This window comes from Paraburkholderia sp. JHI869, assembly GCF_038900775.1.
GTDB lineage: Bacteria > Pseudomonadota > Gammaproteobacteria > Burkholderiales > Burkholderiaceae > Paraburkholderia.
In genome coordinates this window covers 690,458-709,065 of the sequence record NZ_JAYMSC010000002.1, presented here as the reverse complement: position 1 = coordinate 709,065, position 18,608 = coordinate 690,458, and the positions used below count along the sequence as shown (strand labels likewise).

Annotated in this window: 19 protein-coding genes; 6 read left to right on the top strand and 13 right to left on the bottom strand. The window is 65.5% G+C overall.

The features are described from left to right. Together VSR72_RS06420 and VSR72_RS06415 are read left to right on the top strand one after the other, a co-directional pair. A partial coding sequence (locus tag VSR72_RS06420) for an ABC transporter permease subunit (RefSeq protein WP_342951547.1) occupies positions 1-1,067 on the top strand: 1,067 nt, incomplete at its 5' end. Positions 1,068-1,081: 14 nt separating this feature from the next. Then, on the top strand, positions 1,082-2,416 hold the full coding sequence (locus tag VSR72_RS06415) for a nitrate/sulfonate/bicarbonate ABC transporter ATP-binding protein (protein ID WP_342951546.1): 1,335 nt from the start codon (positions 1,082-1,084) through the stop codon (positions 2,414-2,416). A gap of 87 nt (positions 2,417-2,503) precedes the next feature. Here the strand turns inward: VSR72_RS06415 and VSR72_RS06410 are convergent, their stop codons facing one another. The 3 genes from VSR72_RS06410 to VSR72_RS06400 all read right to left on the bottom strand — a co-directional run bounded on the left by VSR72_RS06410 (position 2,504) and on the right by VSR72_RS06400 (position 6,605). Next, positions 2,504-2,902 (bottom strand): FKBP-type peptidyl-prolyl cis-trans isomerase, encoded by a 399-nt coding sequence (locus VSR72_RS06410; protein WP_342951545.1) that lies wholly within the window; start codon positions 2,900-2,902, stop codon positions 2,504-2,506. Positions 2,903-2,979: 77 nt separating this feature from the next. Next, on the bottom strand, positions 2,980-3,441 hold the full coding sequence (locus VSR72_RS06405) for a cupin domain-containing protein (protein ID WP_342951544.1): 462 nt from the start codon (positions 3,439-3,441) through the stop codon (positions 2,980-2,982). A 245-nt stretch (positions 3,442-3,686) separates the two neighbouring features. Continuing rightward, the gene (locus tag VSR72_RS06400) at positions 3,687-6,605 is read right to left on the bottom strand and encodes a mechanosensitive ion channel family protein (protein WP_342951543.1); all 2,919 of its coding nucleotides are present in this window, start codon (positions 6,603-6,605) and stop codon (positions 3,687-3,689) included. Positions 6,606-7,051: 446 nt separating this feature from the next. Between VSR72_RS06400 and VSR72_RS06395 the strand changes: the two genes are divergently transcribed. Continuing rightward, a complete protein-coding gene (locus VSR72_RS06395) occupies positions 7,052-8,341 on the top strand; it encodes an MFS transporter (RefSeq protein WP_342951542.1) in 1,290 nt (429 codons plus the stop codon). A gap of 10 nt (positions 8,342-8,351) precedes the next feature. Here the strand turns inward: VSR72_RS06395 and VSR72_RS06390 are convergent, their stop codons facing one another. After that, the gene (locus tag VSR72_RS06390) at positions 8,352-9,353 is read right to left on the bottom strand and encodes a 2-dehydropantoate 2-reductase (protein WP_342951541.1); all 1,002 of its coding nucleotides are present in this window, start codon (positions 9,351-9,353) and stop codon (positions 8,352-8,354) included. A gap of 4 nt (positions 9,354-9,357) precedes the next feature. Further along, the gene (locus tag VSR72_RS06385) at positions 9,358-10,128 is read right to left on the bottom strand and encodes a class II aldolase/adducin family protein (protein WP_342951540.1); all 771 of its coding nucleotides are present in this window, start codon (positions 10,126-10,128) and stop codon (positions 9,358-9,360) included. 166 nt (positions 10,129-10,294) lie between these two features. On the opposite strand from VSR72_RS06385, the gene VSR72_RS06380 reads away from it, so the two are divergent. Beyond that, on the top strand, positions 10,295-10,738 hold the full coding sequence (locus VSR72_RS06380; protein WP_342951539.1) for a MarR family transcriptional regulator: 444 nt from the start codon (positions 10,295-10,297) through the stop codon (positions 10,736-10,738). Positions 10,739-10,744: 6 nt separating this feature from the next. On the opposite strand, the gene hpaI is transcribed toward VSR72_RS06380, so the two are convergent. Genes hpaI through VSR72_RS06345 form a run of 7 tightly spaced genes read right to left on the bottom strand, consistent with a single transcriptional unit; the run spans position 10,745 to position 16,659 of the window. Beyond that, complete coding sequence (gene hpaI / locus VSR72_RS06375) at positions 10,745-11,527, bottom strand: 4-hydroxy-2-oxoheptanedioate aldolase (RefSeq protein WP_342951538.1); 783 nt, start codon at positions 11,525-11,527, stop codon at positions 10,745-10,747. Between the two features lie 16 nt (positions 11,528-11,543). Then, the gene (hpaH, locus tag VSR72_RS06370) at positions 11,544-12,347 is read right to left on the bottom strand and encodes a 2-oxo-hept-4-ene-1,7-dioate hydratase (RefSeq protein ID WP_342951537.1); all 804 of its coding nucleotides are present in this window, start codon (positions 12,345-12,347) and stop codon (positions 11,544-11,546) included. 17 nt (positions 12,348-12,364) lie between these two features. Continuing rightward, positions 12,365-12,766, bottom strand: a complete 402-nt coding sequence (locus tag VSR72_RS06365) for a 5-carboxymethyl-2-hydroxymuconate Delta-isomerase (RefSeq protein ID WP_342951536.1) — start codon at positions 12,764-12,766, stop codon at positions 12,365-12,367. Positions 12,767-12,781: 15 nt separating this feature from the next. Continuing rightward, positions 12,782-13,645 carry a 3,4-dihydroxyphenylacetate 2,3-dioxygenase gene (gene hpaD, locus VSR72_RS06360; RefSeq protein ID WP_342951535.1) on the bottom strand — a complete coding sequence of 288 codons (864 nt, stop codon included), beginning with the start codon at positions 13,643-13,645 and terminating at the stop codon, positions 12,782-12,784. Then, entirely contained in the window at positions 13,645-15,102 is a 1,458-nt protein-coding gene (gene hpaE / locus VSR72_RS06355) for a 5-carboxymethyl-2-hydroxymuconate semialdehyde dehydrogenase (protein WP_342951534.1), read from the bottom strand. Before hpaE ends, hpaD begins: the two co-directional genes overlap by 1 nt. A gap of 34 nt (positions 15,103-15,136) precedes the next feature. Beyond that, positions 15,137-15,892, bottom strand: coding sequence for a fumarylacetoacetate hydrolase family protein (locus tag VSR72_RS06350; RefSeq protein ID WP_342951533.1), 756 nt, complete (start codon positions 15,890-15,892; stop codon positions 15,137-15,139). Beyond that, positions 15,889-16,659: a fumarylacetoacetate hydrolase family protein gene (locus tag VSR72_RS06345; RefSeq protein ID WP_342951532.1), complete on the bottom strand. Its 771-nt coding sequence runs from the start codon at positions 16,657-16,659 to the stop codon at positions 15,889-15,891. The genes VSR72_RS06350 and VSR72_RS06345 overlap by 4 nt, the downstream gene beginning before the upstream one ends. Before the next feature lie 194 nt (positions 16,660-16,853). On the opposite strand from VSR72_RS06345, the gene hpaR reads away from it, so the two are divergent. Then, positions 16,854-17,252, top strand: a complete 399-nt coding sequence (gene hpaR / locus VSR72_RS06340) for a homoprotocatechuate degradation operon regulator HpaR (RefSeq protein WP_133183917.1) — start codon at positions 16,854-16,856, stop codon at positions 17,250-17,252. A 100-nt stretch (positions 17,253-17,352) separates the two neighbouring features. Here the strand turns inward: hpaR and VSR72_RS06335 are convergent, their stop codons facing one another. Next, positions 17,353-17,664 (bottom strand): thioredoxin family protein, encoded by a 312-nt coding sequence (locus tag VSR72_RS06335; protein ID WP_342951531.1) that lies wholly within the window; start codon positions 17,662-17,664, stop codon positions 17,353-17,355. 629 nt (positions 17,665-18,293) lie between these two features. Between VSR72_RS06335 and VSR72_RS06330 the strand changes: the two genes are divergently transcribed. Beyond that, entirely contained in the window at positions 18,294-18,569 is a 276-nt protein-coding gene (locus tag VSR72_RS06330) for a hypothetical protein (RefSeq protein WP_158760740.1), read from the top strand. The last annotated feature ends 39 nt before the right edge of the window (positions 18,570-18,608 follow it).

Sequence of the window (18,608 nt, the reverse complement as noted above, 5' to 3'; positions counted from 1 at the left end):
TCGGCGCGTATCTCGCCCAGGCGATTGCCGAGAAGAACCTGCACGCCGTGGGCTGGGTGATCCTCGCGATGATCGTGGTGATTCTCGCCTACGACCAGTTCCTGTTCCGCCCGCTCGTGGCGTGGGCGGACAAGTTCCGCATGGAAAACACGAGTTCGGGCGACGCGCCGGAATCGTGGCTGCTCGACCTGATTCGCCGTACGCGCCTCATTCACCGCCTGCTCGTGCCGATGGGCTTCATGCTCGCGACGCTCGCGCGCATTCCGTTGCGCGTGCAACTGCCGAAGTCGCTGCCCGTCGTCACCACGATCAGCAAGCGCTCGCGCATCGGCGACATCGTGTGGGCCGTGTTCGTGATCGCGCTGACCGTGTTCGTGGTGTGGCGCGTAGTGGCCTACGTGCGCACCGGCGTGACGCTCGACGAAGTCTGGCACGTGTTCGTGCTCGGCCTCATCACGCTGCTGCGCGTGATGCTGCTGATCGCCATCGCCTCGGTGATCTGGGTGCCGCTCGGCGTGCTGATCGGCCTGCGCCCGGCGCTTGCCGAGAAGGTCCAGCCGCTCGCGCAGTTCCTCGCCGCGTTCCCGGCGAACCTGCTGTTCCCGGTGTTCGTGATCGTGATCGTGCGCTTTCACCTCAACCCGGACATCTGGCTGTCGCCGCTCATTGTGCTTGGCACCCAGTGGTACATCCTCTTCAACGTGATCGCGGGCGCAAGCGCGTATCCGAACGACTACAAGGAAGCGGCCACGAACTTCCGCATTCGCGGCTGGCAATGGTGGAAGAAGGCCATGCTGCCGGGCATTTTCCCGTACTACATCACGGGCGCCATCACGGCTTCCGGCGGCGCATGGAACGCGAGCATTGTTTCCGAGTTCGTGCAGTGGGGCGACACGAAAGTCGTTGCGCATGGCCTCGGCTCGTACATCGCACAAACGACCGCCGCCGGCGACTTCCCGAAGATCATTCTGGGCATCGCGATGATGTCCCTGTTCGTGACGCTGTTCAACCGCGTGCTCTGGCGTCCGCTGTACACGTATGCCGAGTCGCGGCTGCGCCTCGATTGAGATGGAGTGACATCATGCTGAATCCGAAAATCGTCTCATCCGACCTGCTGCCTATGCGCCCCGTTCCCGGTCAGGAAGTACTTGACGTCAAGCATGTCTCGCGCGGCTTCGCGAAGAAAGAGGACGAGCGCCTCGTGCTAGACGACGTGAACCTCACGCTGCGCGAGGGCGAGATCGTTGGCTTGCTGGGCCGTTCGGGCTCGGGCAAGTCCACGCTGCTGCGCATCATCTCCGGACTCATCGAGCCGACCGAAGGCGAGGTGAACTGGCTCGGCAAGCCGCTCGAAGGGCCGGCCGAAGGCGTGTCGATGGTGTTCCAGACCTTCGCGCTGTTCCCGTGGCTCACGGTGCTGCAGAACGTGGAAGCGGGCCTCGAAGCGCAGGGTGTGGGCGCGCGCGAGCGCCGCGAGCGGGCGCTGGCAGCCATCGACCTGATCGGTCTGGACGGCTTCGAAAACGCCTACCCGCGCGAGCTTTCGGGCGGCATGCGCCAGCGCGTGGGTTTTGCGCGCGCGCTCGTGGTGGACCCGACGCTCCTCCTCATGGACGAGCCGTTCTCCGCACTCGACGTGCTGACCGCCGAAACGCTGCGTACCGACCTGCTCGATCTGTGGACGCAAGGCCGCTTGCCGATCAAGTCGGTGCTGATCGTCACGCACAACATCGAGGAAGCGGTGTTCATGTGCGACCGCATTCTCGTGTTGTCGTCGAACCCGGGGCGCGTGTCGGCCGAGATCAAGGTGCCGTTCAAGCATCCGCGCAACCGTCTCGACCCGGCGTTCCGCAAGCTCGTGGACGACATCTACGCGAAGATGACCGCGCGCGAAGCCGCTGAAGCGACGCATCGCCGTCTCGAAGTGGGCAGCCGCTTGCCGGACGTGTCGACCAACATCATGGCGGGTCTGATCGAAACGCTGGCGGCCGCGCCGTACCATGGCCGCGCCGACATGCCGGAAATCGCGCGTTCGCTGCATCTGGAAGTGGACGACCTGTTCCCGATCGTGGAAATGCTGCAGCAGCTCGGCTTTGCCGACGTGCGCGAAGGCGACGTGCTGCTCACGCCGCCCGCGCGCGTGTTCGCCGAGATGGGCACGCAGGCGCGCAAGCTCATGTTCGCCGATCACCTGCTGCGCAACGTGCCGCTCGCGGCGCGGATCAAGAAGGTGCTCGACGAGCGGCCCGGCCATCGCGCGCCGCGTGTGCGCTTCGAGCAGGAACTGGAGGACGTGCTTTCGGATGTCGCTGCGGAAGAAACGCTCGATACCGTGGTCGAATGGGCGCGTTATGGCGAAGTGTTTTCGTATAACGACCAGACTGAGATCTTCAGTCTCGAGGACGTCGAGGCGTAAAGCGTAAGTCTTCGTAAAGACAAAAACGGGCGGCTTGAGGTGTGAACCTCAAGCCGCCCGCTTTTTTTCGGGCAGAACCTGCTTGCCTTACTGGCCGACGCCGAGCAGTTCGATTTCGAACGTGAGGTCGCTGTTCGGCGGGATCGGGCCGACTGCGCGATCGCCATAAGCGGTCGCCGCCGGGCAGGTCAGCTTCGCCTTGCCGCCGACCTTCATCTTCTGCACGCCTTGCGTCCAGCAGGGAATCACGCGATTGAGCGGGAACGACGCCGGGCCGCCGTGCTTGTCGGAGCTGTCGAATTCGGTGCCGTTCGCGAGCGTGCCGCGATAGTTCACGCGCACGACGTCGGTGGCGGCGGGTTGCGGACCCGTGCCTTGCTTGATGTGTTCGACGACGACGCCCGACGGCAACTTTTCGATGGTGTTGGCGGCGAACGCGCTCGTTGCGACAGTGGCAGCGGCGACCAGGGCAATCAGTGATTTCATGAGATGTCCTCGTTGAATGGCAAATCGATTATATCGGGCGCGCGGCCCCGGTCCCGTTTCGTGGCCGGTGTGATGTTTCAGGGGCTGGCGTACGGCGTGCCGTCCTTGTGCAGAAACCGCCCGTCGCTGCTCGGGCTGATCATATCGACGTCGGAGCAGGTGATGACATCTGCCGGCGAACGCGAGCCGACTTCGAGATAAACGGCGACGCGATCCGACCGGTTGATCATGTGATGCCCGTTGCCGGAGTTTTTCGGAAACGCGGCACAGTCCCCCGCGCGGAGCACGGTTTCGCCATCGTCTTCGATCAAGGTCAACTCGCCTTCGAGAACGTAGACGAATTCGTCTTCGTCGGAATGCCAGTGGCGCTGGCTCGACCAGTTCCCCGGCGGCAAACGCATGAGGTTGACGCCAAAGTCGCGCAGCCCTCCGGCGTCGCCGAGCCGTTGTCGTATCCGCTCGGCGCATGGCGCGTCGAATGGAGCGGGATAGCCCGTGCCTCTACGCTCAGGCACGTGAACGACGTCGATCTTCGGCATAAGCGACTCCACGAATTGCGAAGGCAGTTGCAAAGGTGAGCTTCTTCGGGACCTGCCGCGCCAAGCGTGCGGCGCACCATGCCACTGCGCGCAGACCTTTGATTTGACGGAGAACTTTACCCCGCCCGCGTTGCGCCGCGACGTTGCTGGCGGCGTAATGGTGAGCTTTTTCGGGAGATGAGTGGTGCGAAGCGAAGGGTGAGGCCGGTGCGCGCGAGACGCGCACCGGCTGCGATGTCAGCACATCAATTCGGCTTGCCGCTCGACGACGACCCGTTACCGTCGCCCGACGCACCGGTGCGGCCATTGCGCGGCTTGCCGCCTTGCGAGGAAGTCTTCGAAGCGCCGCGCGACTGCGCCCGCGCACGATCGTCGTCGCTGGCTTCGTCGTCGTGGTCGTCACCGTACTCTTGGCCTTCGGCATCGTCACCGCGCGCCATGCCCACGAGGAAGTTGCGCTGCGGATTCGCCAGCTCGATGCCGCGCTCCGTGAAGCGCAGCAGCACGCGCTTGTTGAACTCGCGCTGCACGCCCCAGCGCGCCGAGTCCTTGCACTGGATCTGCCCGACGAGCGTCACGGTCGCGCCATCCACCTGATCGACGCCCCAGTACGCGAAGTCGCTGAGAATGCCGTTCTTGAACGCGTCTTCCTTGCGGATCTCGGCGCCGATGTCCTTGAGCGTGTCGATGGCGCGCTGCAGATCCGCGCCGTGCGCGATCTGCACCTTCACCGCCGCGTTGCCGATGCCGCGATTCGTGTTGTTCACGGTCGTCACCGAACTGAACGGCACGGTGTAGAGCGAACCGTCGCCGCCGCGCAGACGCACGGTGCGGATCGAGAGAAACTCGACGGTGCCCGAGACGCCTGCGACGGTCACCCAGTCGCCCACCTGCATGGCGTTTTCCGTCAACAGGAAGATGCCGGTGATGAAGTCCTGCACGAGCTTTTGCGAGCCGAAGCCGAGCGCCACGCCGAAAATACTCGCGCCCGCGATGAGCGGCGCGGTGTTTACGCCGAGCTGCGAGAGCGCGGTGAGGCCGACCACGACGAGGATCGAGACGAGCAGCGTGGTGCGGAACATCGGCAAGAGCGTGCGCAGGCGCGCGGCGCGCACGAAGTCGCCGGCGTCGGTCCACGCGTTCAGGCGCCGCTCGGCCGCGCCGTTCGCGAACTCCCAGATCGCGACGGCGGTGACGATGGCGATCACGATAGTCAGGAGTGCAGATCCCAGCAGATGCCCCATCGGCGCGAGCGCGAGCAGGCGTGCAGGACGCAGGCCCCAGACGTGCAGCAGCAGGTCGAGCGTCACGATCCAGATCGCCGCGACGACGATGCGCCGCAGCGCCGGGTAATAGCGATACGCACGGCGCTGGCCGAAACTCATCTTCTCCTGATCGTCGCTGAACCCGAACGCACGGCTCAACGCGCCGAGCAGCACGATGGCGCTCACGCGCGCGGCGAGCAGGACGACGAGCGAGAGCCCGCCCGCGCGCAGCAGCGCCGCGTAGCCGCCGCGCAGATCGAGCGCCCAGACGAACCACAGCGCAAGCACCACGAAGAGCGCGAAGCCGACCCAGATGTCGGCGAACCACTGCATGAACCACGCATACGAGCCGTGGCGCGCGGCGGCCGCGCGCATGGCGTCGGCCACGGGGCGGCGCAGTTGCAGGATCATCACGGCGAGCGCGAGGTGGCCGATCAGCGTCACCACTTTCACGAGCGCGAGATGCGCGTCCTCGGTCATGCCGAGCGGCACCGCGCCGCCAATCGCCCCGCCCACGCCGCCGATCACGACGATGCGCACGACCCAGCGCTGCGCGTAAGCGGCCCAGTCGTCGGGCAGCGGCACGAGGCGCAGCGCGGCCGCGTCGGGCGCGAACAGCAGCTTGCCGAATATCGCGACCACGCGGCAGATCACATAGGTGTCGACGATATGGCCCACGGCTTCGGCGGGCGCGGCGTCGTCGGCGCCGAAGAGCGAAAGCACGCCCGCGGCGCACAGGCCGAAGGCGATCACGGGTACGACTTCGAGCAGCATCACGAGCAACGCGCCCGGCAGACGCTGCAGGAGGCGCCAGTGATGCGCGCCGCGCAGCGCGTGGTATGCCTCTTTCGCGCGGTCTGCAGCGGTTTTCGAAGCGGCGTTTGCGTTGTCCTCCGCTTGCGCTGCGACCACGGTCGCGCGCGCCGCCGCGTTGGCGCTTGCGTTCGCGTTGGGGCCGGCGTTCGGATCGCTGTCCTTTTTGTCCTTGCCCTCGGCCGGTTCCATGCCGGCGGCTTCGCGCAGCGCCTCGTCCTGCGCCTCGGCTTTCGCATCGGCTTTCGCATCGGCGGCTTTCGCTTGCGAGGCGAGCGCGACGCTCGTGCCTGTCGCTTCGGGTGTTTGTGGCTGCGGCGTGGATGTGCCGTCTTGCGGGGGCTGCGCGTTCTCGCGCTGCTTCGCGGCCTGATGCGCGGCAATGGCACGCTCCGGCGCGGCGATGACGCGGCGCAGTACTGTGGCGAGCGCGAGCGCGGGCACGAGCGTGAGCAGCAGCACGCGCAGCAGGGCGAGCAGCAGCGCGTGGCCCTGCGGCGTGTTCAGATGGTCCTGCCACCAGTTGCGCGAGGACCAGAGGCCGAGCAGCGTCGCGAACGTATGGTTCAGATGCTGGCCGATCATGTGCGCGCCGTGCGCGGCGTTAGCGGCGACCTGTGCGACTAGACCGTTCGAGCGCAGCGCGCCCGCGAGCGGCGTGGATGCGGCCGTGGCCGCCGACGCGCCGGAGGCCGCCGCGGGCGCACTGGCCGGCGTCGTTGCGGAAGCGGGCACGGCCAGCGCGCCGGCGGCCGCGATGGCGCGCAGCGTGTCTTCCATGTGGCCGCGCTGCACCGGGTCGTCGAGCACCTTGAGTGCGGATTGCGCCTGGCTGGGCGTGAGCGCGACGGGGGCGGCGGGGTTGGCCGCGTTGGCGTCAGGCGCGGGTGCGGCCGGCTGGGCAGGATGCGCGGGGCTCGCGGCGGGCTTGAGCGCTTCGGCTAAGGTGGCCGGTGTCGCCGCGGTTGCGCTCGACGCGCCCAGCGTGAGCGTCAGGCCGGCAGAAACGGCGAGAACGGCAACGAGGGCATGCAGTCGCTGCAGGCGAGACGAGCGCAGGGACCGAAAGGCAGAAGAAAGGGACATCCTTGTCATTGGCTTACGGGTCGCGGCAGCGGCGACCCTTCAGTGGCGGCGGAGGAAAAGACAGCGAGACGAAACGGGGCGACACGCGCGGCTGGAAGCGCATTGGCGCGGCGCACAGCCTGCCGTCGCCCGATTCGTCGGAACGTTCGACGCGCTGCCGCAATTTTGGTGCCCACTTTGTGCCCAGATGGGCCACATGGCGTTTGCGGGACCGCAAAGAACGGCGCGGCGCGCGAAACGTGAGTGCTGACTATGGCGGGAGTATGCCTCTTTTAGCTTACGAACGCGGATGAGGCGCACACGCTGCGCGCCGATAAAAGGGACGCTTCAATGCCGTACACGCTGCGCCAACCACGCGGGTTTTGATCAGTGGCGCACGCGCCCGGACGAATGCTACCGTTGCACAGTCCACTATCCAGGCCCGCCAGAGGCCGACGAGGAGAGCCATGAACAGCGTCAGCATGACCGGAGTTCGCAAGGCCAAACTGAGCCGCACACAGTTGATCGTCGCCGCAACCATCGGCAATGCGCTCGAATTCTTCGATTTCACCGTCTACAGTTTCTTCGCGCTGACCATCGGCAAGCTGTTCTTTCCGACCATGTCGAGCTACGGGCAGTTGCTGGCATCGGTGGCGACTTTCGGCGTGGGCTTCGTCATGCGGCCGCTGGGCGGCATTGTGATCGGTGCGTATGCCGACCGCGCCGGACGCAAGCCTGCCATGACGCTCACCATCTTCATGATGGCGCTCGGCTGCATGCTGATCGGCCTCGCGCCCACCTACGCGCAGATCGGCGTGGCCGCGCCGGTCCTGATCGTGTTCGCGCGCTTGTTGCAGGGCTTTTCCGCGGGCGGCGAAGTGGGCGCTTCCACTACGCTGCTGATCGAAGCGGGCACGCCCGCCAATCGCGGCTTGCTCGGCAGCTGGCAGTTCGCGAGCCAGGGGATGGGCGTTTCGCTCGGCGCGTTAACGGCGGGACTCCTGACGACTTTCCTCGCCGCCGACACGCTGCTCGCCTGGGGCTGGCGCGTGCCGTTCCTCATGGGCGTGGCGATCGCGCCGATCGGCATGTGGATTCGCCGGCGTCTGGACGAACAGTTGCCGCAGCAGGCGAGCGCGGTGCGCATGCCGGTGCTCGCCGTGCTGCACGACCACTGGCGGTGCGCGGCGCTCGGCATCCTGCTGACGATCGGCTCCACGGTCACGGCCTACGTCGTCACGTTCTATATGCCGACGTATGCGATTCACGAACTGAAGGTGCCCGCGCCCACGGCCTTGCTGGCGGGGCTCGTTTCGGGCGTCGTGACGTTTCTGGTGGCGCCCGTATCGGGGCTGCTGTGCGACCGGTTCAGCCGACGCGCGTTGATTTTCTGGCCGCGCGTAGGTGTCTTGCTGTTGATCTACCCGGCGTTCCTGTGGCTCGCGAGCGGACCGGACGCCGCGCGTCTGTTGATCACCGTGGGCGGCCTGAGCGTGCTGCTGGGGCTGCAGGCCGCGCCCTCCATCACGATGCTGCCGGAAATGTTCCCGCGCGCCGTGCGCGCGACGGGCATGGCGATCGTCTACGGCATCGGCGTGGCGATTTTCGGCGGCTTCGCGCAAACCGTCGCCACCTGGCTCGTGAAGAGCACGGGCAATCTGCTCTCGCCCGCGTGGTACGTGATGGCGTGCGTGGCGATTTCGTGCCTCGCGCTGCCGTTCATTCGCGACCTCACGGGCAAGCCGCTCGAGGATTGACGCTCACGCGCTAGCGAGCCTCGCGCGCCGCTTCGAGATTCGCGTCGAGCTGGCGCGCAAGGCCGTAAAGCATGCCGAGCGACGGCGCCGCGGTACCCACACGCTGCGCCAGTTCATAAGGCGCGCCAAGCAGCGCTTCGACTTCGAGCGAGCGGCCCGCTTCCACGTCTTGCAGCATCGAAGTCTTGAACGCGCCGAGCTTGCGCGTGAGCGCGCTGCGTTCCTCGATGGTCATCGCAATGCGAATGCCGAGCGCTTCGCCAATCGCGCGCGCCTCGACCATGACCGTGCTCACGAGTTGCGCCGTGAGCGGGTCGTCGAGAATCACATCGGCGGTCGAACGCGTGAGCGCGCTGATGGGGTTCATCGTCATGTTGCCCCAGAGCTTTGCCCAGATATCGGCTTGAATGGGCGCGGCCTTCGTGACTTCGAAGCCTGCCTTTGCAAGCAGATTGCGCGCTTCCTGCGCGCGCCCGGCCATGCCAGGCGAACCCTCGCCGACGATCAGATGATTGCCGCCGCCCTTGCGGATCACGCCCGGCCCCGCAATCGACGACGACAGATGCACGACGCAGCCCGAAGCCTGCGCGGGCGGCAACGCCGCCGAGACGACGCCACCCGGATCGACGGCTTCGAGCCTGCCGTTCGCATGCGTGCCGCCGAATCCGTTGAGGAACCACCAGGGCACGCCATTCATCGCCGAGACGATATGCGTGTGCGGGCCCACGAGCGGCGCGAGCGTAGCCGCCGACTGCGCGAGTGACTGCCCCTTCAGGCAAATGAAAACGAGGTCCTGTGCGCCGAGCGAGGCCGCGTCGCTGGTGGCGTTGACGGCTTGCGTGTAGCGTGTGTCGCCTTCGACGATCGTGAGACCGTCGCGGCGAATCGCTTCCAGATGCGCGCCACGCGCGAGCAGATTCACGGCGATGCCCGCGCGCGCAAGACGCGCCGCGATCAGGCCGCCGATCGCACCGCCGCCGACGACGGTGATCTTCTGATTCGGGGTGTTCAAACTGTCACTCCTGATATGAGGGGTCGATGCGCGTGACGCGCCGGACCAGCGCGTCGAGCACGTTCTGGCCCGCGCCGTGAGCGGGCGAGAACTGCAACGCGTCGCGCGTCGAGCGCTCGGTAATGGCGGGCGAGATCGGCAGCGTCTGGCCGCGCATCGAATCGGTCACGACCTGCACTTCGCACGCGCGATTGAGCGTCCAGAGCAGCGCAAATGCATGCGCGAGCGTCACGCCATGCGAGAGCAGCCCGTGATTGCGCAGGATGAGCAGCCGCTTGTCGCCCATCGACTTCAGAATGCGCGACTTTTCTTCGGCGTGCACGGTGATGCCTTCGAAGTCGTGATACGCGACCATGTCGTGCAACTGCGCCGAATAGAAGTTCGTATACGCGAGGCCGCCTTCCATGCACGCGACCGCGAGCCCTGCCGTGGTGTGCGTGTGCATGACGCAATGCGCGTCTGCCACGTTTGCGTGGATCGCGCTGTGGATCACGAAGCCGGCCGGGTTGATCGGATACTCGCTCGGACTCAGGACATTGCCTTCGAGATCGATCTTGACGAGATTCGAGGCCTTGATTTCGTCATACGTGAGCCCGAACGGGTTGATGAGGAAATGCTTGTGCGGCCCGGGCACGCGCAGCGTAATGTGATTGAAGATCAGCTCGGTCCAGCCCATGAGATGAAACACGCGATACACGGCGGCAAGCTGCACGCGCGCTTCCCACTCCGCGGGGTCGCACCATTCGGGGCGCGTGCGCTGGATGTTTTCATTCATGAAAGTCTCCTCATGGCTGGCTCTGATCACGCCGATCCTACGCGCAAATAAATGCGTGTGCAAGCATCAAATTTTCCGTGGAATGCCCACAGAAAAGGGCTTTAATCGATGCTATGCTGTCGGCGTGGCCGTATTTCGCGGCAGGTGAAACCGGGCGGGAAGACGAATGACGGGGAAGTACAACATTGCGGAGCTGTTCACCTACCGGCTCCATGTGCTCAAGAAGCAGACCGACCGCACGATGAGCGACGCGTTCGAGGCAGCGCTTTCTCTGTCACTCACGGAGGCGCGGCTGCTGCTCAGCGTGGGGGCGTTCGGCTCGTTGTCGGTGTCGGATCTCGGGCGCGTGTCGAATCTCGACCGCAGCCAGGCGAGCCGCGCCACCGACGTGCTCGAACGCAAGGGCCTGCTCGCCAAGACCTCGAACGAGGCGGACGCGCGCGGCGTGCTCGTGGCGCTCACGGCGCAGGGGCGCAGCACCTACCGGCGCGCTGCAACGATCTCGAAGGCGACGAACGACGCGATTCTCGCCACGCTGAGCGAGCACGAGCGCGAGGTGCTGGCGACCGTGCTGGCCAAGCTCGTGGAGAGCGGGGAAGAGGGTGAATGAAGCGCGCTAGCCGCGCGCCGCTGGCTGGCGGAATTTCGCGGCCAGTTCGCCGGCGCTGCGTGCGAGCAACGACACGTCGCTGCCCACGGCGACGAACGTCGCGCCCGCTTCGAGATATTCGTTCGCAATAACCGGGTCTGCCGCGAGCACGCCCGCTCCCTTGCCTTGCGCACGCACGGCGCGAATACCGTTGCAGATCGCCTCGCGCACCTGCGGCGAGCCCGGCTGGCCGAGCAGGCCCATCGAAGCGCACAGGTCCGCGGGGCCGAAGAACACGCCGTCCACGCCTTCCACGTTCGCGATGGCTTCGAGTTGCGCAAGCGCGCTTGCCGTTTCCACCTGGACCAGCACACACAGTTCTTCCGCGGCATGATGCAGATAATCGGCCGAGCCGTTCCAGCGCGAGGCCCGCGCGAGCGCGCTGCCCACGCCGCGCACGCCGTACGGCGGATAGCGCGTCGCGGCCACGGCGGCGCGTGCCTCATCGGCGTCCTCGATCATCGGCACGAGCAGCGTTTGCGTGCCGATGTCGAGCAGTTGCTTGATGATGGCGGCGTCGTTGCGCACGGGGCGCACGATAGCGTGCGTGGGGTAGGGCGCGACGGCCTGCAGTTGCGCGAGCGTGCTGCGCAGGTCGTTGGGGGCATGTTCGCCGTCGATCAGCAGCCAGTCGAAGCCCGTGTTCGCGAGCAGTTCGGTTACGTACGAGTCGGCCAGCGCGGCCCACAGGCCGATTTGCGGGCGGCCCTGCGCAAGCGCCCGCTTGAAAGGATTGGCGGGTACGGACATTCGTATGGAATCCTGATCAGACAAAATTGAAGCCGATGCCGCCGAGCGGGCCGTAATCGGCATGGAACGTATCGCCTGCGCGTGCCGGAATCGGGGCGGTGAACGAGCCGCTCAGGATCACGTCGCCGGCTTCGAGGCGCTCGTCGTGGCGCGCGATCTTGTTGGCGAGCCACGCGACGCCGGTGGCCGGATGGTTGAGCACCGCCGCGGCTAACCCGCTTTCCTCCACGGCGCCGTTCTTGTAGAGCAGTGCGCCCACCCAGCGCAGGTCCACGTCGAGCGGCTTGACCGGGCGGCCGCCCAGCACGACGCCCGCGTTGGCCGCGAAGTCGGAAATCGTGTCGAACACCTTGCGCGGCGCCTTGGTTTCGCGGTCGAACTGCTCGATGCGGGCGTCGATGATCTCGATGGCGGGCGTGACGTAGGCTGTCGCGTCGAGCACGTCGAAGAGCGTGACGTCGGGCCCTTGAAGCGTGCGGTTCAGCACGAACGCCAGTTCTACTTCCACGCGCGGCGCGATGAAACGATCCGCGCGAATATTGCTGCCTGCGGGGATGAACATGCTGTCGAGCAGCGGCGCGTAGTCGGGCTCGTCGATCTGCGACGAGCGCTGCATGGCGCGCGACGTGAGGCCTATCTTGCGGCCCTTGATCGTGTGGCCCGCTGCGAGCTTGAGCTTGACCCACTCGTGCTGGATCGCGTAGCCGTCGTCGATCGTCATGTCCGGATGCGAGCGCGAAAAATGCCGCAACTGCGTGCGTGTGCGTTCCGCTTCATCGAGCTGCGCGGCCAGCTCACAAATGGTTTGCTGATCTAGCATGGCGAATTCCAGTGCGCTCAGGTTTTGAGTCGGGCGTGCAAGTTGTTGTGCTTCCACGCGCCTTCTTCGCTGAACTCGACGATTTCAAGCGAGAGCGCGAGGCCATGTGAAGCGAAGGCTTGTGCGAAGCACTGCTTGATCGCATCGAAGAGCGCCTCGCCGGTCGCACGGCGCACGGCTTGCGAGCGGCCTGCGCCAATCTTCAGGCAGCCGTGCAGGAAGGCATTCCCAGGATTGCCGTCCGCAACGAAGTACTGTTCGCAGCGCAGCGCCCGTGTGCGGATGCCGCCGCGCGGGTAGACGCGTGCGCCGTTTTCGTCGCGTTGCGCATCGAGCACATGGGCAAGCGTTTCGCAAAGCTGACCGATGCTGCTCGCATCTGAGAGATTCGCGCTGTATTCGAGAGTGAGATGGGGCATCGCTTGCTCCGTTGTTCAAACCGGCAGCGGCGTAACCGGCAGGATCGCGTTGATCTGCCCGGTGCCGGAGCTGCCGAAATACGGCGTGACGACTTCCGCGCGGCCTTCGTAGCGGTCCCAGCCGAGCGCGCCGAGCAGCATGGCGGTGTCGTGCATGCCGCCTTCGCCCCAACACTTTTCGTTGTACATCGGCAGCATGGCGCAGAAGGTTTTCCAGTCGCCGCGCTCCCACATCGCTACGACGTTGCGATCGGTCGCTTCGAGGAACGGGTCCCAGACCTTGTGCATGTATTCTTCCGCTGTGCCGTTGTTGGCGAAGTGGTGGCTGAGCGACCCGCTCGCGAGTATCGCCACCGTGCCGTCGTAGCGCTCCTCGATCGCGCGGCGCACGGCCAGGCCGAAGCGCGCGCTCGTGGCCAGGTCGTGCCACATGCACCAGCCCGCCACCGACACCGTGCGGAAATGCTCGTCGCCGTTCATGTAGCGCATGGGTACGAGCGTGCCGTATTCGAGGTCGAGCGTCGTTTCGCTGTGCGCGCGCGTCTTCACGCCCATTTCGTTCGCGACATCGGCGATCAGATGGCCAAGCTGCGGATTGCCGGGATACGCATACGGCATGTTCTTGATGAAGTGCGGCAGCTCGTTGCTCGTGTAGACGCCCTCGAAGCGCGGCGCACAGTTGATGTGATACTCGCTGTTCACGAGCCAGTGCACGTCGAACACGACGATCGTATCGACGCCTAGTTCGCGGCAGCGTCTGCCGATCTCGTGATGACCGTCGATGGCGGCCTGGCGGCAGCCCTTGTGCGGGCCGTCGAGTTCCGAGAGGTACAGCGAAGGCACGTGCGTAACCTTGGCGGCGAGCGCGAGTTTGCCCATTACACGCCCCAGTGCGGAATGTGATGTGCACCGAGCGAAACGCACACATTCTTCGGCTCGAGAAACACTTCATAGCTCCACGTACCGCCTTCGCGGCCCACACCCGAAGCTTTCGTGCCTCCGAACGGCTGGCGCAGGTCGCGCACGTTCTGGCTGTTCACGAAGCACATGCCCGCCTCGACGGCAGCGGCCACACGCAGCGCACGGCCCGTGTTCTCGGTCCACACGTAGCTGGAGAGGCCGTAGGCGATGTCGTTGGAAAGACGGATCGCGTCTGCTTCGTCTTCGAAGGGAATCAGGCACGCAACCGGCCCGAAGATTTCCTCCTGCGCAATACGCATGCGGTTATCGACATCGACGAACACGGTCGGCTGAACGAAATTGCCCTTCTTGACCGCATCGGGCAGCGCGGGCGCGTCGAGGCCGCCGCACGCGAGCGTCGCGCCTTCCTTCGGCCCGAGTTCGATATAGCTGCGCACTTTCGCGAGATGGCCCTGGCTGATCATCGGGCCGACGATGGTCTTCTCGTCGAGCGGATCGCCCACGGTGATGCGCTTCGCACGCTCGACGAAGCGCTGCGCGAACTTCGCGTAGATCGAACGCTGCACGAGAATGCGCGAGCCGGCCGTACAGCGCTCGCCGTTGTTCGAGAAGATCATGAACACGGCGGCGTCGAGCGCGCGTTCGAAATCGGCGTCGTCGAAGATCACGAACGGCGACTTGCCGCCCAGTTCCATCGAAAACTTCTTGAGGCCCGCGGCCTGCACGATGCGATTGCCCGTAGCCGTCGAGCCCGTGAACGATACCGCGCGCACATCGGGGTGTGCGACGAGCGGCTCGCCGGCTTCCTTGCCATAGCCGTGCACGACATTGAGCACGCCCGCGGGAATGCCCGCGTCGAGCGCGAGCTGGCCGAGCATCGAGGCCGTGAGCGGCGATAGCTCGCTCATCTTCAGCACGGCGGTATTGCCGAACGCGAGGCAGGGCGCGACCTTCCACGTGGCGGTCATGAACGGCACGTTCCAGGGCGAGATGAGCGCGCACACGCCCACGGGATGAAACAGCGTGTAGTTCAGATGCGTGGACGTGGGGTACGTGTGGCCGTCCACGGCAGTGCAGACTTCGGCGAAGTAGCTGAAGTTGTCGGCGGCGCGCGCCACGAGTTGCTTGCCCGTTTGCGAAATGGTCTGGCCCGTGTCCTTCGTTTCGGTCTGCGCGATTTCCGGCACGTTCTTCGCGATCAGCTCGCCGAGCTTGCGAATGGCCTTCGCGCGCTCGGCGGCGGGCTTGGCCGCCCACGCGGGGAATGCGTCCTTCGCGGCGCGCACCGCGAGATCGACTTCTTCCGCGCCGCCGCGCGCCACTTCCGCGAGCACATCCTGGTTCGCCGGATTCACGGTTTCGAAGTAGTCGCGCCCGGTGTGCGCGCGGCCGTTGATGAGATGTTCGATGCGCATGTCTAAACTGTCCCGTGTTCTGTTCGTTGCCGGATCAGCGGCCGTAGTCGGCGTCGCTCGCGATGGTGTTGACGAGGCGCCCCAAGCCGTCGATTTCGCACACGATTTCGTCGCCTGCATTCACGTTGACGACGCCTTCGGGCGTGCCGGTCAAAATGACGTCGCCGGGAGCGAGCGTCATGAAACCGCTCAAGTACTCGATAAGTTCCGCGATGCCGGTGACGAAATCGCGCGTGTTGCCGTTCTGCTTGAGTTCGCCGTTCACGTAAGTGCGCAGGCCGAGCGCGTTGACATCGGCGATATCTGCGGCGTCGACGAACCAGGGGCCCAGCACGGTGCCGCCGTCGCGGTTCTTCACGCGCAGGTTCGGGCGGTAGTAGTTCTCCAGATAGTCGCGGATCGCATAGTCGTTCGCGATGGTGTAGCCGGCCACGTACTGCATGGCTTCGTCGCGTTTCACGTTCTGCGCGGTGCGGCCGATCACGACGGCAAGCTCGCACTCGTAGTGCATGAACGTGACGTCAGCGGGGCGCCGTGTGGTGCCACGATGGCCGATCACGCTGCCCGGCCCCTTGAGGAACACGAGAGGCTCTTCCTGCTTCGAGAACTGCAGCTCCTTCGCGTGCTCGGCGTAATTGAGGCCGAGTGCGAAGATCGTGCCGGGCTCGAACGGCGCGAGCCAGACGACTTCGTGCTCTTCGCGCACGCGGCCGTCGGCGAGCCGCACGCGGCTGCCTTCGGGCGTGGCTTCGTGTATCGCGCCTGCGTAGGCAACGCGTCCGCGCATCATGCTTGTTCTCCCAGCGTTGCGCCTGCCGCGACGAATTCGATTTCGAGCGGCGCCCAGTCGCCGATGGAGATCGTTGCGCGCGCACCGGCCTGAACCACGGGCGCGCCATGCGGCACGCCGAGCGTGATGACGTCGCCGGGGGCGAGCGTCATGAAGTCGGTGACATCGGCGAGCAATTGGGCGACGCCGCGAATGCTCGTGCCCGTTGTCGCATTGAAGTCAGTGCCGCCTTCGACGTTCACGGCGATGGCGAGCTGATCGGGATCGGCCACATGTCGACGCGCGACCACGGCGGGGCCGATCACGCAAAAGTTGTCGCGTGCGCGAAACCGCACCGAGGAACGATAGACGCTCGCGTGCGGCACGCTTAGATCGGTCACGAGCGTATAGCCCGCGATGTAATCGAACGCTTCACGCACGGCGACGCGCGCGGCCGTGCGACCAATCACGATGCCGAGCGACGCGCCCACTTGAACGCCTTCATCGCTGGGCACGGCCACGCGCGCACGATGCCCGGCGAGTGTATTTCGCGGCTTAAGATAAAGAATGGGCGCGCGCGGCGGCGCTTTATAAGGGGGGGCGTTCACGGCATCGCCTAGCGCTTCCAGCGCGTGGCGGTCGTTGAGCAGCGTGCCGTAGACAGCGCCGTTCACAGGCGCCCGGCAGCGTGCGCCCGTGGCGAGGAGCGCACGCATGGCAGCGGCGCTGACGTCGCGCGGCAAGGCCTCGCCTTCGACGTGCAGCAGATGATCGGCAACGGAAAACATGGCTTGGATTCGCTTCACGGAAACACTAATATGTGAGTGATAGTGCGCTTGCTATGATCCGTCGTCAATCGTCGATGAGAATTTTTCGGGTTTCCCCTGGGGCGACCCCGCTCCTCGAATTTCCTCGTTTAGCTGAAACCGCCATGTCCGATACTTCGCGTCCGACCACTCGCGTTGCGCACCGCAATCTGCCCATGCTGCTGCTGCGCGCGCGCGAAAAGATGATGGAGCGCTTTCGCCCGCTCATCACGTCGCACGGCCTCACTGAGCAGCAGTGGCGCGTGATACGCGCGCTCAACGAAAGCGGGCCGCTCGAGCCGCGGCAGATTTCCGACCTGTGCACGATTTCCAGCCCGAGCATGGCGGGCGTGCTCGCGCGCATGGAGGCGCTCGGCCTCGTGACGAAGGAGCGTTTCGCCGACGACCAGCGGCGCGTGCTCGTCTCGCTCACGAAGAAGAGCCACCAGCTCGTGAAAGCGATCTCGAAGGAACTGGAGGCGCGCTACAAGGCGCTGGAGGCGGAGGTGGGGCCGGAGGTGGTCGAGCGTGTGTATCGCGCGATCGACGACCTGCTCGCCGGGCTGGAGGAGTGAGCGCGGAGCGCGCCTTCCGGTGCGTTCTCGAGCAAAGGTGAGGTTTTTCGGGAGCGGTCCGCGCGGATAGTTCGGACCGCGTATGAGGCCCTGGCGAGACTTAAGCGAGCGAAGCGAATGCCTCGTCGAGTTCGGCGGCGTTTTGCGGACGCACCACGCGCGCGACCTCCACGCCGTTGCGCAGGAAGATGAGCGTGGGCCAGAGCTTTACGCGAAACGAGCGCCCTAGCGCGCGGCCCGGTCCGTCTTCCACTTTCAGGCGGCGCACCTGCGGATTGCGCTCGAACGCCGCGCCGATCAGCGGTTGCGCGCCCTGGCAATAGCCGCACCAGTCGGTGCCGAATTCGACGACGGCGGCCCCGCTGAGCGAGTCGACTTCCTTGCGGGCGGGCGCTTTCGTTGCGTAGCTCATCGTGTGATTCCTCGCATTGGCATCTGCAGACATCCCCATACGATACCGCAACGCGCGGCAGCGTTCAGGCTTCGCTTCGACGCTCGCAGGGACGTTTCGCGCGAAAGGTGAGGCTTTTCGGGAGTGAGGATGTTCGCACGTGTTCACGCACCTCGGGCGGAATTGCGCGAGCGCGCTGGTGGTGCGGTCAAGTGCAAAAGTACCTTGAAAACAAGGGCGAAATGCAAAACCAGCGTCTGATGAGGTGAGAGAGAACCGATCGGCGGCCGCACTCCAGGCCGCGTGAACCCACGCCTCGAGGCACAAAGGTGAGCGTTTGCGGGAGAGGAAGGGGTGCATGCCCGGCGACGATGCGAAGCGAGGCGCGGCACCCGGCAATCCATCGTGCTAAATCCACATTAGGCCTGATTTCAAGGCGTTTTTTTTACGGCCGCACGTACCGGGGCGACAAGCCGTCGCGCCCACGGCTTCTGCGCGCGGGCGGTAAAGGTGAGAAGATTCGGGAGCACGCTTTGCGTTGCCTCTCGCGCTGCCGGGCCTCGAATGGACGCCTGCACCCGATGGGTATATAACATTAAAAAGTGCGGGATTCTTTTGACTACTGCTCACCAAGGGAGATCGACTTCATCATGACGAGCGACGACACGCAAAAGCAGGACGCTCAAAAACCTGGCGCCGGTTCATCGCAACCGGATCTGGAAAGTCTGAACGCCGCCTTGAGTCACGTCGACGAAGGCGTGAAGTCCGGCAAGATCGCGGCGGGCGCGGCCAAGGGCCTCGTCTTCAGCCTCGTCGAAACGCTGGGCGCGCTGGTGGGCGACCCTGATCTGCCGCAGCACGCGCGTTCGGGCTACGAAGGGCTGCTCGAAGCCGCGCGCGAGCTGCGCGCCAAGCTGGAGCACTAATCATTCTCAACGCGTGCGGTTGCTCGGGCAGCTAGGCGC